Annotated in this window: 18 protein-coding genes; 3 read left to right on the top strand and 15 right to left on the bottom strand. The window is 58.1% G+C overall.

The window, feature by feature from the left end; genetic code table 11:
* Positions 1 to 86: 86 nt before the first annotated feature.
* The 12 genes from AOT87_RS29480 to AOT87_RS27510 all read right to left on the bottom strand — a co-directional run bounded on the left by AOT87_RS29480 (position 87) and on the right by AOT87_RS27510 (position 7065).
* Positions 87 to 734 carry a DNA cytosine methyltransferase gene (locus tag AOT87_RS29480; protein ID WP_109398807.1) on the bottom strand — a complete coding sequence of 216 codons (648 nt, stop codon included), beginning with the start codon at positions 732 to 734 and terminating at the stop codon, positions 87 to 89.
* Positions 727 to 897, bottom strand: a complete 171-nt coding sequence (locus tag AOT87_RS28975; RefSeq protein ID WP_165589951.1) for a hypothetical protein — start codon at positions 895 to 897, stop codon at positions 727 to 729. The genes AOT87_RS29480 and AOT87_RS28975 overlap by 8 nt, the downstream gene beginning before the upstream one ends.
* Positions 894 to 1385 carry a hypothetical protein gene (locus AOT87_RS04085; protein ID WP_057969745.1) on the bottom strand — a complete coding sequence of 164 codons (492 nt, stop codon included), beginning with the start codon at positions 1383 to 1385 and terminating at the stop codon, positions 894 to 896. The genes AOT87_RS28975 and AOT87_RS04085 overlap by 4 nt, the downstream gene beginning before the upstream one ends.
* The gene (locus tag AOT87_RS04080; protein ID WP_057969744.1) at positions 1382 to 1642 is read right to left on the bottom strand and encodes a hypothetical protein; all 261 of its coding nucleotides are present in this window, start codon (positions 1640 to 1642) and stop codon (positions 1382 to 1384) included. Before AOT87_RS04080 ends, AOT87_RS04085 begins: the two co-directional genes overlap by 4 nt.
* A gap of 1003 nt (positions 1643 to 2645) precedes the next feature.
* Positions 2646 to 2822, bottom strand: a complete 177-nt coding sequence (locus AOT87_RS28770) for a hypothetical protein (protein ID WP_157859000.1) — start codon at positions 2820 to 2822, stop codon at positions 2646 to 2648.
* Positions 2815 to 3048, bottom strand: a complete 234-nt coding sequence (locus tag AOT87_RS04075) for a hypothetical protein (protein ID WP_057969743.1) — start codon at positions 3046 to 3048, stop codon at positions 2815 to 2817. The genes AOT87_RS28770 and AOT87_RS04075 overlap by 8 nt, the downstream gene beginning before the upstream one ends.
* Before the next feature lie 565 nt (positions 3049 to 3613).
* The gene (locus tag AOT87_RS04065; protein WP_157858999.1) at positions 3614 to 4858 is read right to left on the bottom strand and encodes a hypothetical protein; all 1245 of its coding nucleotides are present in this window, start codon (positions 4856 to 4858) and stop codon (positions 3614 to 3616) included.
* Positions 4855 to 5406 carry a hypothetical protein gene (locus AOT87_RS29190; RefSeq protein WP_057969639.1) on the bottom strand — a complete coding sequence of 184 codons (552 nt, stop codon included), beginning with the start codon at positions 5404 to 5406 and terminating at the stop codon, positions 4855 to 4857. Before AOT87_RS29190 ends, AOT87_RS04065 begins: the two co-directional genes overlap by 4 nt.
* A complete protein-coding gene (locus tag AOT87_RS28970) occupies positions 5403 to 5669 on the bottom strand; it encodes a DUF732 domain-containing protein (RefSeq protein ID WP_240483264.1) in 267 nt (88 codons plus the stop codon). The genes AOT87_RS29190 and AOT87_RS28970 overlap by 4 nt, the downstream gene beginning before the upstream one ends.
* 135 nt (positions 5670 to 5804) lie before the next feature.
* Complete coding sequence (locus AOT87_RS04050) at positions 5805 to 6002, bottom strand: hypothetical protein (RefSeq protein WP_057969637.1); 198 nt, start codon at positions 6000 to 6002, stop codon at positions 5805 to 5807.
* A complete protein-coding gene (locus AOT87_RS04045) occupies positions 5999 to 6766 on the bottom strand; it encodes a phage antirepressor KilAC domain-containing protein (protein ID WP_082635003.1) in 768 nt (255 codons plus the stop codon). Before AOT87_RS04045 ends, AOT87_RS04050 begins: the two co-directional genes overlap by 4 nt.
* On the bottom strand, positions 6763 to 7065 hold the full coding sequence (locus AOT87_RS27510) for a helix-turn-helix transcriptional regulator (RefSeq protein ID WP_082635002.1): 303 nt from the start codon (positions 7063 to 7065) through the stop codon (positions 6763 to 6765). Before AOT87_RS27510 ends, AOT87_RS04045 begins: the two co-directional genes overlap by 4 nt.
* Positions 7066 to 7233: 168 nt before the next feature.
* On the opposite strand from AOT87_RS27510, the gene AOT87_RS04040 reads away from it, so the two are divergent.
* Positions 7234 to 7869: a hypothetical protein gene (locus tag AOT87_RS04040; RefSeq protein ID WP_057969635.1), complete on the top strand. Its 636-nt coding sequence runs from the start codon at positions 7234 to 7236 to the stop codon at positions 7867 to 7869.
* On the opposite strand, the gene AOT87_RS04035 is transcribed toward AOT87_RS04040, so the two are convergent.
* A complete protein-coding gene (locus tag AOT87_RS04035) occupies positions 7826 to 8506 on the bottom strand; it encodes a hypothetical protein (protein ID WP_240483263.1) in 681 nt (226 codons plus the stop codon). The genes AOT87_RS04040 and AOT87_RS04035 overlap by 44 nt on opposite strands.
* 368 nt (positions 8507 to 8874) lie before the next feature.
* Here AOT87_RS04035 and AOT87_RS04030 point away from each other — a divergent pair, with 368 nt between their 5' ends.
* Complete coding sequence (locus AOT87_RS04030) at positions 8875 to 9618, top strand: helix-turn-helix transcriptional regulator (RefSeq protein ID WP_057969633.1); 744 nt, start codon at positions 8875 to 8877, stop codon at positions 9616 to 9618.
* A gap of 67 nt (positions 9619 to 9685) precedes the next feature.
* A complete protein-coding gene (locus AOT87_RS04025; protein WP_057969632.1) occupies positions 9686 to 10723 on the top strand; it encodes an acyltransferase in 1038 nt (345 codons plus the stop codon).
* Positions 10724 to 10819: 96 nt separating this feature from the next.
* Here AOT87_RS04025 and AOT87_RS04020 read toward each other — a convergent pair whose 3' ends face one another.
* On the bottom strand, positions 10820 to 11980 hold the full coding sequence (locus AOT87_RS04020) for a tyrosine-type recombinase/integrase (protein WP_240483262.1): 1161 nt from the start codon (positions 11978 to 11980) through the stop codon (positions 10820 to 10822).
* 1128 nt (positions 11981 to 13108) lie between these two features.
* Complete coding sequence (locus AOT87_RS04015) at positions 13109 to 13534, bottom strand: hypothetical protein (protein WP_057969630.1); 426 nt, start codon at positions 13532 to 13534, stop codon at positions 13109 to 13111.

Here is a 13534-nt window from a genome sequence, read left to right as displayed (position 1 = left end):
GCAAACGTTCGGCCAACACACCTCGCACTCGCCGCCGCAGCGATAGGCCATGAGCTCTTTGGATTCCGCGGTGAACTCGCCAGCCTTCATGCCGCAGCCCTCATGTGCTCGAGCAGCTGGGATCCGATATACATGGTGTATGCCGGCGGAATGGCCTGCGATAGTTCAGCACCGGTCATCCAATCGATACCCATACAGGCCGGCCCCACCCATGAGCCCACATCCCCTGTGATGGAGACGTTCATGCCGGCTTCAAAGCCCTTGCGACGCTGTTTAGTGCAGGTCTTCACCACATGTGGCGGATGAATCGGCTCCGTCAACAACATCGGCAACCGCAGATCGATCCGGAACTTCCTGTGCCGATACGTTCGTAGCCCGAACATCCCCCCACATAGCACTAGATCGGCGCGCATGTCAGCGCCCATCACATTCTCAATCACCCAGGGCGCCGGCTGAGACATCAAGGAATCGAATGTGGCTCCCAGTAGCCATCCAGTGCCATGAACGCCGGCGCGCGACCTTAGTGGTGAATGATCCTGGCAAGGCGGGGAAGCGTGTATGACGTCGAACTCCCCGCCATGCTCGGCAAGGAACTCCAAAGCGTCCGCCTGATGAAACTCGAACGGATAGTTCGGCTGCGGATTGATATCAACCCCCACAACCTCAAAACCGGCTCGGCGATACCCCATACCAGCGCCTCCCGCGCCACAGAAAAGATCCAGGAGCCTAGGCACTTGCGGCCTCCTGGCGTTCCCAAATCTCAGCGAAAGTCCTCAACCCGTTCGCCGACCAGCCACCCTCGAGCTCGTCTGCAAGCCAGGGATAGTCGGACAGGTACCTGGCTTGGGCCTCATCCAAAATGTCGGCAGCCAGCCGCATCCTCTCGGGCAGGGTCATGACTCGACCGCCTTCAGATCGAGAGAGACCCGTCCGTTGGAGAGCATGCCGCGCACCAGAATCGGGCACGTATCCTTGTTGGCTGAAGCACTGGAAGATCCTGTGGTTTCTACCCAGTCAACCCCGGGGACGACGGTGCCGGCGCGGTCGATGAACGTCCCGTCATGGTCGGTCAGCTTGTCCAGTAGGGCGCGTTCGTATTGGTAGGGAAGTCTTAAAGCGTCGGCGTGATGCTGGACTGCGTAAGCGACGAACTCGGCGTGGTTCGTGATGCCAATCTTTCGTTTAGGGCCATTCACTGTTACAGCGCCGACGATTTGACCCATCGCCATACCGTCAACAGTCCCCCGGATACCCTGCTCCCGCATACGAGCAGCAACCCAATCCCGGCGCTCCTCCTTACACGCTTTGGCTTGAGACTCGATGTAGGCGAACACCGCAGCCTCACCGGCAACAGCTTGAAGCTCAGTCATAGGGGTATCGGTCATGACGGATCACCGAGAACTTCGGTGTATGGACCATGCAGCTTCAGGTGATTCAGGGCGCGTAGGGGAACCCAGGTACGGGAACCGTAAACCGAGAAGCTCTCCCATACCCCACGAAATCGATAGTGCCAATCAAGGACACCTTGCGAGTCGGTCCATACCGAGCCGTCCCGCGCCTCTTCACAGTCCAACGTGGGAAGTACACGGGGCTCAAGGATTTCGGTGTAGGGGCCATCGCCTTCTAGAATCGATGCCTGCATGTATTGGTCAACCCACTTGCCTTCGTCTGTGTACTGCCAACCTTTGTTTGCTTGGTAGCGCCATTTATCACCATCCCGGTCCCGCCACCGTGATCCCTGCTCGTCTACCCCTAGACGGTCAACAACACGGGGTGTACGAGGGGGTGTGCAGCAGTCCGGGCAGTCATCGGCACAGTCGTGGTCGTACTCTCGGAATACGCAGCCCATGCATCTGCGGCCATCGCAGTTACGGCAGTCGTCTCCACTTTCTGGCTCCTGGCCTCGGAGGGTGATCGGATGCGACGCGACGCACAGTTCACAAACCTCAACCCGTGGTGAATCTTCAGTGAAGTTCAAGCGGCAGCAGGGGCACTCGAATCCGGGAATCTCTACCGGTTCCTGTTGTGCTGTCGGGTCAAGACCCAACGACTCAACCTCGGCAATAACCTCAGGGTCTACCTCATTTGAGGCACCGCGCGGTCTGTAGTAATTCCTGTTGCGCCAGTTGATTATTCGCTCATCGTAGTCAGCGAAACAATCAGGCGAAATCCACACCTGCGGACCATCAACATGTGGATACTCCGGCTTTGTCGGGTCGTAGATGACAGGCCAAGAATCAGCTTCGTTGGGCTTCGGCCACGTGTGAGATCTCTGAAGTGGCGTATAGCGCCAATCGGTAGGCGTCGCTCTGTCTGCAATCCAGCGTCCGCCTGGTCGTCGTGCGATGGTGCCGACAGGAGCACCCTCGGGGACGCTATTGGCGACTTCGATCATTTCATATACCGCTCGTTGCATACCCTCTCGATCCCACATTGAATGATCGGCGAGCTTTTCCAGCATCGCTTTCCGCTGCGATTCAGACGGATTCAACTCGGTCACGCCACTAACTCCTCACGTCTCAAGCACCAGGGGCACGGCTCAGGGGTTGAGAGCTCCCAGGCCACATAGGAATCACGCTGCGACCCGACAGACGAATACACATCTGCGATCAGAATCTGTCGGCTGCCTTCGCAGAATCGGCACTTCACGGGCGCATCCCCTTCGCGTACTGGAACCGCTCGCCAGCTGCTTGGGCGGCTTGCTTGTCGGGGTGCGGGAACATGCCCTTGTGTGGCTTGCCGGATTGATCAACCCAGCACCAGCGCCACCCTTCTCCCCAGCGCTCAATCAGTAGTGGCTTCTCGCAACGGCAATCACTCATCGGAGTACTGCCTCTCCAGGGAAACGATGGCCGCCAACTCCAAACCCCGCGATAGCCACCACACGGCATGGTCATCGCTGCGCTGATGCAGCTCCATCTGATAGCTGTTGTCCGCTGCGTAGGCTGCCGCTTTCCCCTGTGCCTCATCCCAATTCGACGCATAATCCTGGTCGGTGGTGTCATTCACATAGTCCGAGATGAACAGGGAGTAGTAGGCGCTACTCATCGTCAGCTCGCCTCCGCGCGTAAGGAAGTGGTTGTTCGTGGTAGGTGGAGGGATGCTTTGACAGACGGGCGACAGCTCGCCGCAACTCAGTGTTCTCGCTTCGCAACAAGCCGTTCTCGGCCATAAGCCACAGCAGTGCGATCGTCAGCACGGCACAGAAGATGGTCATCATGACTGCCTCGCTAACCGGACGACTGCCGCTACATGTACTGCTGCGACCGTCCTGTAGTTGCAGTCCCCAGACTCCAAGCGGGCCAGGATTTCACGTCCGTAGCGGTCCCACACCAGCTCTGGGGATGCTTCCGCGAGTAGGTCTGCGATAACCGCAAGCTCTTGGTTGAGGTGGTGGTTGGCTGTCGCGAACAGTTGGTCTATCGAGCTCACGTTGTTCATCGCCCACCCGCCAGGAAGTACATACCCACAATGAATATGAATAAGACTGCGGTAAGTGACACGAATCCAACAACATTCGCGATCAGATGCCCATGCTGCGACGGCTCACCCTTAGGGCAATCCTCATGAAACGCTCCATGCTTGTAACACCATGGGATCGGGTAGATCTGGATCATGATTGACCCGCCTTAAGTTCATGGACTGCCGCGTCGCCGGGTATGTGACGGCCATCGGACATGATCACGCCGCTGCCAATGGAGTAGCCGGCACCTACAAAGGCTTCAGCCTGTTCGCGTGTGAGTGGTCGTGAGGTTCCCCATGTGTAGGCCGGGGACATCAGCCATTGGATGACACCTTCACGGTTGGGGAACACCGGCGAGATGGGACTGCCCTCGCTGACCGTTTCCCATACCTGCCAACCGTCTCCGGTAGGTGGGTCGTGGTCTTCCTCGGACCATGCCTCGCCTTCGACATGCTGGCCTGGGTACTTTTCTACGGAGCCATGACCGTCACAAGTCGGGCATTCACCCCAGTTCTCATCGACACCAGCGGCTTCTTTCAGTGCCTTAGTGGCGTGGCGTGCAAAGTCGGAGCCGATACCGAAACTCACACGGTTGTCTCCGATGAGCCCACTAGCCAGTTCGATGATGTCGCGCGAGGGCCGACGATGCTCGTAGACGTTAATCCCTTGTAGGGTAGCCAGATAAGGGTGCAATCTACTTCTATCGTCACCGAATTGGGTGAACTGAAGCTCAGTTCCCTCGAACCCTTGAGCACGTATATCTTCTGCCATCATCCCTACGAGGTAGAGGGCTGCGTGTAACCAGTTGAGGGAAGCTGTTGCGCCCGAGCCGAATGAGCGCTCGCCGTAGTAGCCCAGCCTGTAGCAGTCTGGACACGGGTCTGCGGTGTACTTTTCGGGGAGTTGATAGCCTTCCCAGACCTTGTTGATAGGCCATTCGAAATCAACAGGAACCCTTCGGATCTCACGTGACATGGTCAGTCCTCCCAACCATGTACTAGTGGGGACTGATAGCCGGGTACGTGATCGGTTTTCCAGCACTCCCGGAACGCGTCCCCCGCAAAGATCAGACCAGGCAACGCGACACCAGTGAGTAGTGCCACAACAATCAACGCGATTGGAGAATTCACGCTGCATCAACTTCTTCGTCTTCTGGTGTGTCCCACTCGAAAGCCAAACCGGGCCAAGTGAGTCCACGGGGGTTGATCTTTGTTTTCGCTTGGATCTCGCGCGGTAGATTTCAAAATCGCAGGGCTCCAAACGCCACAACTGCGAGTTCCTCGCATACTCGGGAAGCTGCGCGCGGATGGGGGCAAGTAGCGCCTCAATGTCTTCCATGTCGATAGCGGCGATGCAGTCAAGTACGGTGCGGCTCAACACCTCTTCAGGGCTCATGACAGCACCTCGGTGTGGCCATTGCCTGCTACAGGATCGGCAGTTGCCTTCTCACACAGGCCGTCACAATCACCCCAGTCGCGGCAAGTGCAGTCCTTCGGCACCGGTTCCTGTTGTGCTGTCGGGTCGAGCGGCATCACCTTGTGGTACTTGACGATGAGTGCCGCTAATTCCCTAGAATCATTCAGGCCCGACCCGCAAATCAGTTCGTCAAGTTGATCTATCACGCGCAACTTGTTCCAGCCCGGGTCGTAGATGACAGGCCAAGAGTCGGCGTCGCGGGGGTTCGGTACCAGCACTCTGGGCACGTGGCCTCCCTTTAGCCAGCGGTAACCCCAGTGCCTCTCGCGCCGAACCGCTATCCACTTCCCATCTGGTCGTCGTGCGATGGTGCCAACGGGTGGACCCTCAGGGATGCTGTTGGCGGCGGCGACAAGTTCCTCCACGATTTCGTTGGATGCGAGGTACTCCGAACTTTGACGAAAACAATCGATATACGCAGTCATCGCTTTCCGCTGCGCTTCAGACGGATTCAGCTTCTCGCTCATACCGATCGTTCCCCCTTGTACTTCGCGATGAACCGCTTCAAGAGGTCGATGTGTTGTGGGCATTGCCCGACGACGCTGTAAGCGAGTACTTCCCCTGCCACGTAAGGGGTTACGCCGGTTGTCTTCACCAACCGCATCCCGGTGGTGAGTACCCCGTCAATCGTTGGGGTTTCATCCAGGCTCTTACACACCGCCGCCCCATACTTGACGGCTAGATCTTCGGCGGGGTCGGCGGCAGCCGGTGGTGCACACCCAACTGCCACCAGTACTACGGCTACAGCCGCAATTGATCTACGCTTGAACACGCCACACCTCCAAGGTGTTGGTTGGTGACGCTGGCGGTTCAGCTTTGGCGAGAGGGACCGCCAGCGTTCGGGGGTTATTCAGTTGTGAACGATCTACGCCGACTTAGGTTCTGACGGCAGCGAGTCCAGGTACCGGTCGAGTTCTTCGCGCAGGTACAGCGGGATACGCCCCTTGTATCTGGCCGCGATTTCCCCGTTACGACGTAAGGTGTCGAGCTCGGTTGGGGAAGCCCCGATGTACTTGGCTGCGGCAGTCCGCCGCAGGGCGCGTGATTCAGATTCAGTGTTCATGCCGTCACCTCCATCAGTTCCGATGTCTGGGCGAGCTTCTTGCGGATGAACTCGATGCCGCTGGGCCACACCGATGTTGTTGCGGTGGGCACGGTCTCCCCCGTCTTGCGATTGACGAAGGTCTGGGGCGTGACTTTGAAGTGGTGCTCGTACCGCTGGTACGGGAGGTTGTTCTTCTGGAGGACCCCAGACTTGCGGAGTTCGGCCATCATGATGTTGCGGCCCCAGCCGATCATCTTGGAGACGGCTAGGAATGAGTAGGTGCCGTCAGCGTCCATAAGCTCGTCGTAGAACTCGGCCTTGGGTTCCAGTTCGGCCACCTTGGCCTCGGCGAGCTCCGCACGTTCGGCTTGATCTGCCGCAGCACGTAACGCTGCCGCGTAGCTCTGAGGAATCTCGAATGCTTGCTGCGCCAACTCCTGCTGGCGAGTGCGTACCGCGAAGTAGACCTGCGCCGCGGCGACCTCAGGCTTTCCCGGATGGCCGTTCATGGCGATCAGGTACGCCGCGAATCGAGTGACGTGATAGTCATTTTCTGGCCTGCCACCAGTCTTTTTAACCGTTTGGGTAAAAAGGGTCCGGACGTTGAAGCCCTCGCCATGAGCGGCAGTCTTGGCGCGCTCAATGATGGGCTCGAACTTCTGCCAGGCGGCATACCCCATTTGCCCCATGAGCCAGCGAGCCGACCAACGGTCCTCGCCGCCCTGTGGACAGGGAATACGCCCCGCGTCGAATGCTGACGTAGGAACTAGCTCAGCCCTCATGCTGCACCTCGCTCGAGCTCCTCGCGTACAACCCTGCGGATCAGCTCTACGAGGGCGACGTCGTTTCCGTCGTCATCCACCCGCTTCTCCCGTTCGAGGACGCTGATCGGCACGTTGAGTGCGCGTGACAACTTCTTGTACACGTCGGCGGTTGGTAGTCGTCGGCCGCGCTCAAGATCAGATAGGTGAGAGAGGGAGATCTTGGATCGGCTTGCCAGTGAGGTGAGGCTGTCGCCGTTCTTATCCCTATTGACGCGGAGCTCAGTCCATACCCCGTGTGGGGTTCCGTTGGATGGCATGTGACCTACGCTACTGCGTAGCTTCGCGTAGGTCAAGTAGTTATACGCGAGTTTCTTGCGTAGTGCCGCTGAGCTGCCGTGTTCGAATATTACAAGGCTGTAGTTGCGTAGATTTGCCGAAAACTCCGCACTAGACTTCGCAGCACTACGCGTAGGAGAGTTGTAGTCATGACAGAGGTTGACGCGGCATACCCGGAAGGTGTGCTCATCGACGAGCTTCGCGACGCGCACCGGCCGCGCCTCTCTGTGCGCAAAGCCGCCGAGCAGGCCGGTATCAGCGAGGGGCGTTGGCGGCAGATTGTCAAGGGATACCAACAAGTCACTTCAGACGTGCGCGCCCCCGTCCGGGCGCCCGCCGACACGCTGGCGCGAATGGCCAAGGTTGTCGGTGCCACACCAGAGCAGCTGCGCAACGCGAATAGAGAAGACGCCGCCGAGGAACTACAAGCCCTCACCCAGGCGCCAGCGGCAACGGACGAACAGATCCTCGGATCCGTCGGCGTGGGAATCCGAAACTTAGGCGCGGCGACCTTAGCCATGGTTGATGCATTCCAAGCCACGGAGATGGTGACCGCGGCGGAATCGAAGCGCTTACGAGGCGCGGCGGCACGCTTTGAGCGGTCTGACGAGATCCTCGGCGACCGACTGTCCAACCCCGAAATACACCTCATGTACCAGGAGGAGCTAAGCCAGTTCCTCGAGGTAGTGGAGTCAGCGTTCCGAGTGGCCGCTGCGCCCAAAACGCCGAAGATGAAGCGGGTCACGGAACTGGAGATTGATCCAGAAGCGGGACCCTTGGCCTAGTCTTCCAAGTCCACGCCGACATTAGCGCGAACCCCGCACCGCATAGACAAGACGGCGTCCACACCATCAGACTCGCCGTGAGGGTTGTCTGAAACTCTCCCGGCCAGCAGGCCGTGACGGCTCGCACCAGACACGCCCCTACTCCCATCGCGGCTGAGACTAGATAGACAGTCGCGATCAGCTTGGATTTCGGGTCGCGCCGCAGCGCCACCAAGGCTCGAGCCCCGTACGTCAGGAGCCATGTGGTTATGCCGGTCATCAATAGCCAGTACGCGGTGAGCCACAGATCGGTGCCGACTCGGAAGAAGTCGGGGTGGAAGTCTCGGACTCCAGCCCCTGAGGTGAAGGTGAGGAACATCAGGGGGATGGCGAGCGTCGCGGGAGTCTCCACGCATAGCCGGAATCGTGCTTGTCGGTTTTCGTCCTTGAGCCGGCTGATTGCGTTGTAGACGATCGCGCTCGCGGCGACGATGTAGGCGTCGTGCGCTATCAGGTCCTCGAGATTTCTCTGTCCTGTGCGTTCGTATAACCACACCCCGACGGTTACAGAAGCCCACGGTGACATCAGTACGACAGCGAATGCTTGTAGTGCGATGTTCAACGATGCGGCCACTTGACCCTTGCAGGTCCATGTCATTCGGCGGATCCATAGTGACCATGCGAACACGCACAGTGTGAAGATGATTAGGGGATTGAGCATCGGAACCCACCAGTGCCGAACCAGCGCGTGGGTCCCCGACCGCTAACTATGATGAATCCGGATTCAGGTGTCCGGCTAGGATTTTCATGCACGATTTAGTTCCTCCTGTAGCGAAAAAGGTGTGCTTGATCACTGGGCGCGCAGACCCGCAGGTCGCAGCGTCCATCATGTTGAGATGTATTGGAGTTCAACAGATTCGGACTGTGAGCTGTTGTTCACCTAAATGACACCAAAGCATCACCCGTCACTTTGGTCAATAGGTTGGGGGGCTACAAATCTGTAGCCCCTTGTCAAGCACGTTTACTATGGAGTCCATGGTCTTTGGTAATAGCCAAGGCCAGTTTTTGCGGGCAGTAAGAGATCGGGCTCAGATGTCGCAGCGTCGACTGGCCTCTCTAACTGGATACACAGTCGCCCAGATTCAGCACTACGAGTCCGGGCGGCGGCGCCTCAGCAGTGATTCCGCTGAACTCATCGCCCGGCAGCTCAATATGACACCGAGGGAGACGCAGTACTTCCATGCCCTCGGCGGTTGGGTGCACGCCAAGTCGGCCCTACCTGCGGGGATCGCGGAGTATTTGCGAGGGATCGAGCCTCACCCGGCGGCGTGGATGGATGCGGCATGGAAGGTTGAGGAGCACAACGAGGCGTTTCACCGCCTTCTACCTCTGTCTAATGGGCATCCGAACCTGATCCACTGGCATTACCACTCCCCCGCAGCGCGGGAAATCATCCAGAACTGGGACGAAACCTCGCAGTGGTGCGTCGGTCTGCTGAGGTTCAGCATTGCTATCACCCCGGAAGATCCGGGGCTTCGTGAGCTGTTGGACAGCTTGATGTCGCTCGCAGAGTTCCGCACTCAGTGGGCATCGCAGATCATCCCCATTGACCCGGCGACGAGGCCGTGGGTGCTGCGCGACGTCGAGAATGGGGATGTTGTCACGGTGAATCTGCGGGCCTGGCACACCCGGTCTAACGCCGGAATGTTGTTGCTGGGTGTGGTGATTGACCGACAACCAGAAGTCACTACGAATGTAGTGGCTAGTTGAGCCTGTGAAATCGCTGTGGGCGTGAGCCTTTCGGCGTACAGTCTGCCCACGGAATCTTGGAGGGGCAGTGCTGGGACGGGTATTCGATCCGCGTAACAACGCGCTCAACGCATGGCGCCTCATCCTGGCGACCTCCGTGATCCTCTGGCACACCTGGCCTTTGACCGGACACCCAATACCCCCCACCCCCGTAACGCAGCTGCTATCCCAAGTCGGTGTGGATGGGTTCTTCGCGATCTCCGGATTCCTCATCACCTCGAGCTGGATGCGCAACCCCAAACCGCGCGACTACTTCAAAGCCCGCGCCCTCAGGATCCTCCCCGGACTATGGGTGTGCGTTTTCGTGACCGCGTTCGTCATCGCACCCCTGGGAGTAGTGATTCAGCACGGCTCCGCCGGTGCACTGATGAAGTCCGGGGCGCCAGTAGCTTACGTGTTAAACAACGGTTTGATGAACGTACTGTTCTACCCCGGCATCGCCGGAACCCCGAAAGACATCCCATGGCCGGGAGTGTGGAACGGCTCGCTGTGGACACTGGCGTTTGAAGCAGGCTGCTACGTCGTGGTCGCCCTCTTCGGTATTGCGGGACTTCTCAAATACCGGTGGACCATCCCCATCGCTTTCGCGCTAACTCTCGCCGCTACGACGGTATTCGGGTTTCCGGCGTTCGCGATGTCCACAATTCCGCAGATGGTTTCCCGCTTCGCCGTGATGTTCGCCGCCGGGGCCTTGATCTACCAGTACCGAGACAAGATCCCTGCCCGATGGTCACTCGTCGCCGTCAGTGTCGGGTTACTGCTGCTGTCCGGGTTGCTGCCGAACTACCGGGTGCTGGCCGCTATCCCGTTGGCCTATCTGGTTATAGCGTCCGGCGCTATGCTCAAACGCCCGAACCTGCGCAACGATCTTTCGTATGGCGTGTACATCTACGCATTCCCCATCCAACAACTCCTAGTGATCATGGGACTCGGGACACTAGGGGTGTTCCCATTCTTTGTCCTGGCAACCCTGGTGACACTTCCGCTAGCGGCAATGAGCTGGTTTGTGGTGGAGAAACGCGCGCTCGCACTTAAGAAGCGGCAACGAATCAAGGAGTCCGCGTGACTTTGTTCCTAGCTCTCTGGATCACGCTTGGAGTGATCGCCGAACTAGCCAGGCAGCAGGATTGCGAAGTGGCCCTGCAGGACACATGGTGGTGAGTTAACTCAGAAGCGCGTCCAGATTGGACAACGCCGCACGGGCTTGGGATTGGTCGATGTGCGCGTATCCCCGGTGGGCCGCGACGGAGGATTGACCCATGATCGCCATCCGCACATCTTCGGTCACGCCAGCCTCAAGCAGGAGTGTGGCGGTGGTGTGCCGCGCGCAGTGCAGAGGGATGGGTGGAGAGTCTTCGCCGCGAATCCCGGCAGCTAGTAGCGCGTTCTGCCAGTTCTCATAGTCGGCTCTGGGTCCGATCGGCTTACCCGTGTCATGCCAAACGAACCCCTGGGGTGATCGTGGGAGTTCGTAGTGGGATTTGAGCATCGCCCACAGCGGAAGTGGGAGCGGCACAACCCTCTTGCCTGACCGGGATTTCGGTCGGGTCAATGCCAGAGAGCGGTGAACGACCCGGTACTCAAAGCCTGCCGGCAGGTCCCATTTTCTTTCCGGGCACCAGCCGGGGCGCTGACGGCCACACGACCAACCCTCCGTGGCTTTTTCGCAGCCGTGGCTTTGGTGCAGCTGCTGCAACTGCCACGCCAAGTCCACTAATCCAGCCTCGAGGTCTACCCGGTCCCAGGTCAATCCGAGAAGCTCCCCCTGTCGAGCACCGAGAAGTAATGCGGCGGCCCAACGGGTTGCCATCGGATCACTGGAATCAATAGAGGACTTCAGCAGCGTCTTAGCCTGCTGAGACGTGAGCGGTTGGCGCTCCATTGGGGTATGCCGAGGTTTATTGACGACATCCACAACACTGCGGGTGATCAAGCCTTCTTTCACCGCATCCGAGAGCGCCTTACCCAATACCTGATGGGTTTTCTCGGCGGCGCGGGTCAATGACCGGTCTTGGAGTCCGCGGTACATGCCGCGCACATCCTCGGGGGTGAGCTTGTCTAGTCGGCGCCCACCGATGGATGGCTTGATGTACAGACGGATGGTGTTGGAGTAGGACTTAGCGGTGGAGGGCCGCAGTGTGGGCCCGTGAATCTCATCCATCCACCGATCCAGCCATGCGGCGACAGTCGTCGATCCCGTTACTGGGATGGCGCCCTGTTGGACTTGTGAGCGCAGGGCCCGCATCTTCGTGAGCGCGGTGGCGTAGTCCTTCGACGCGACTTCCCGGCGGCGCCGTTTTCCGTCGGTTGTGGGGATCTCCACCACCCCGACCCACAGTCCATTAGCGCGTTTGAATAGCCCGCCGTCGCCTGGTGCCCGTCTAGTCCTTTTGGCCATCTTCCAACTCCCGCCATAACTCCCGCCAACGATACGGTACCCCCAGGTAGCCCTGGTTACTTAAGAATCCATCTGAACTGGGGTTATATGATTAGGTTACTGGTCCCAAAGGGGTATATCTAGGTTCTTCTAATCCCTAGGTCGCAGGTTCGATTCCTGCCGGGGGCGCTGGTAGATACAGGCTTCTTCCTACAACGAGCTTGTCCAGTCTGCAATGGATTTTATGCGCCCGAGTCAGTATCCATTGTTAGCCCTCGTGTCTCGGAGGATATACCATCGACGCAAATTTAAGCATAGCTTCCTTCGCATTATGCTCTACCGCGCGACCGGTCAATTTGGCGCTAATACAAGCACGTAACACCATTGCCGCCTCCATAAATATCGGCGAGCTAGACTCCATTGCATCGTATCCAGCACGATCAATGGTCAGCACCCCCGGCGGGAGCGGCCAATCATCTTGCATAACGCCGGAACGAACGCCTTCTACGAAATCCGTCGGCAGTCCGGGAACAAACCCCCTCGACCGGTTTAATTCGCTTTCGATAACATGTTTACCTGCTTCATCCCACGGATCACCGACAAGAATACTGATGGCCAAAGCACTACGCGAAGAAGCTAAGAATTCACCACCAAGAAGCGCACGTGGCGTTATTCCACCCCTCCTTTCCACCTCCACTGTGTATCGCACACCGTAAGTGGCTAGATGTAAGTCTGTCGAAGCCTGTAACGAAAACCCAACTTCCGTAGTGGGCGTATACGCAGCCTGTGGAATATCGACACTTACAACCGCAGCCCCGGCGCGATCAATGTTCAATATGATTCCAGTAGCAATCCGTTCCCTGCTTCCAACATTTGGCACCGGCGACAGCAGCCCCTTAGAGATCTAGGAATTTCCACACCCTGTTGAGCATCGAGTCCTCCAGATAGACCGAGCGCATCACGCAGTAAGTCTAGCGGGGCAGTTTCCTCGGCATGTTGGAACCGCGGAGGCTACTACTTCTCCCTACGCGGTAACTGATGGTCCCCGAAAATTCCATAACAGGCGGTGGCGAGCTATTTGGCATACTTTTCAGCCACTAAACTTATCTGTTCGGAAAATAGCCCACCATGGTTGTGGTTCAGAATCCAAAGCTCTCGAAGGCACGGGCCTAGCATCCGCTCAATATTCTGAGCCGCCTCCTCTGATGGAAACGGTAACCCCTCGACAAAGCCCACAGCTATCAGATTTTGCACAGCGGGCGTACCAAGCCTGAAGCCCTCTTCCAGCTTACTAAAAACATCTCTGACTGAATCGGACTCAACGTTACTCACAGCCCATCGATCAATGTCCGCAGCAATCAGATATGCAGGCAAATCGTCACCTGAATCGTCGTCTCGGTATTCATCAATAATTTCATCGATATTCGAGTCTATAGCAGCTAATTCAGACAAGAAAGCTTCTCGTTCTTGTTGCTCTTGAGATACGGCCTCTTCGCCCAT

It is taken from the genome of Mycobacteroides sp. H003 (assembly GCF_001440135.1).
GTDB classification, from domain to species: Bacteria; Actinomycetota; Actinomycetes; order Mycobacteriales; family Mycobacteriaceae; genus Mycobacterium; species Mycobacterium gwanakae.
This window is presented reverse-complemented; position numbering and strand designations above follow the sequence as displayed.

Excerpts from the sequence above, each read along its gene's own strand:
- AOT87_RS04045 (WP_082635003.1), bottom strand. The coding sequence starts at position 6,766 with ATGAGGGCTGAGCTAGTTCCTACGTCAGCATTCGACGCGGGGCGTATT.
- AOT87_RS27510 (WP_082635002.1), bottom strand. The coding sequence starts at position 7,065 with ATGCCATCCAACGGAACCCCACACGGGGTATGGACTGAGCTCCGCGTC.
- AOT87_RS04080 (WP_057969744.1), bottom strand. The coding sequence starts at position 1,642 with ATGCAGGCATCGATTCTAGAAGGCGATGGCCCCTACACCGAAATCCTT.
- AOT87_RS28770 (WP_157859000.1), bottom strand. The coding sequence starts at position 2,822 with ATGAGTGATTGCCGTTGCGAGAAGCCACTACTGATTGAGCGCTGGGGA.
- AOT87_RS04065 (WP_157858999.1), bottom strand. The coding sequence starts at position 4,858 with ATGAGCCCTGAAGAGGTGTTGAGCCGCACCGTACTTGACTGCATCGCC.
- AOT87_RS29190 (WP_057969639.1), bottom strand. The coding sequence starts at position 5,406 with ATGAGCGAGAAGCTGAATCCGTCTGAAGCGCAGCGGAAAGCGATGACT.
- AOT87_RS04075 (WP_057969743.1), bottom strand. The coding sequence starts at position 3,048 with ATGAGTAGCGCCTACTACTCCCTGTTCATCTCGGACTATGTGAATGAC.
- AOT87_RS04015 (WP_057969630.1), bottom strand. The coding sequence starts at position 13,534 with ATGGGCGAAGAGGCCGTATCTCAAGAGCAACAAGAACGAGAAGCTTTC.
- AOT87_RS28975 (WP_165589951.1), bottom strand. The coding sequence starts at position 897 with ATGACCCTGCCCGAGAGGATGCGGCTGGCTGCCGACATTTTGGATGAG.
- AOT87_RS04040 (WP_057969635.1), top strand. The coding sequence starts at position 7,234 with ATGACAGAGGTTGACGCGGCATACCCGGAAGGTGTGCTCATCGACGAG.
- AOT87_RS04050 (WP_057969637.1), bottom strand. The coding sequence starts at position 6,002 with ATGAACACTGAATCTGAATCACGCGCCCTGCGGCGGACTGCCGCAGCC.
- AOT87_RS04035 (WP_240483263.1), bottom strand. The coding sequence starts at position 8,506 with ATGACATGGACCTGCAAGGGTCAAGTGGCCGCATCGTTGAACATCGCA.
- AOT87_RS04030 (WP_057969633.1), top strand. The coding sequence starts at position 8,875 with ATGGAGTCCATGGTCTTTGGTAATAGCCAAGGCCAGTTTTTGCGGGCA.
- AOT87_RS04085 (WP_057969745.1), bottom strand. The coding sequence starts at position 1,385 with ATGACCGATACCCCTATGACTGAGCTTCAAGCTGTTGCCGGTGAGGCT.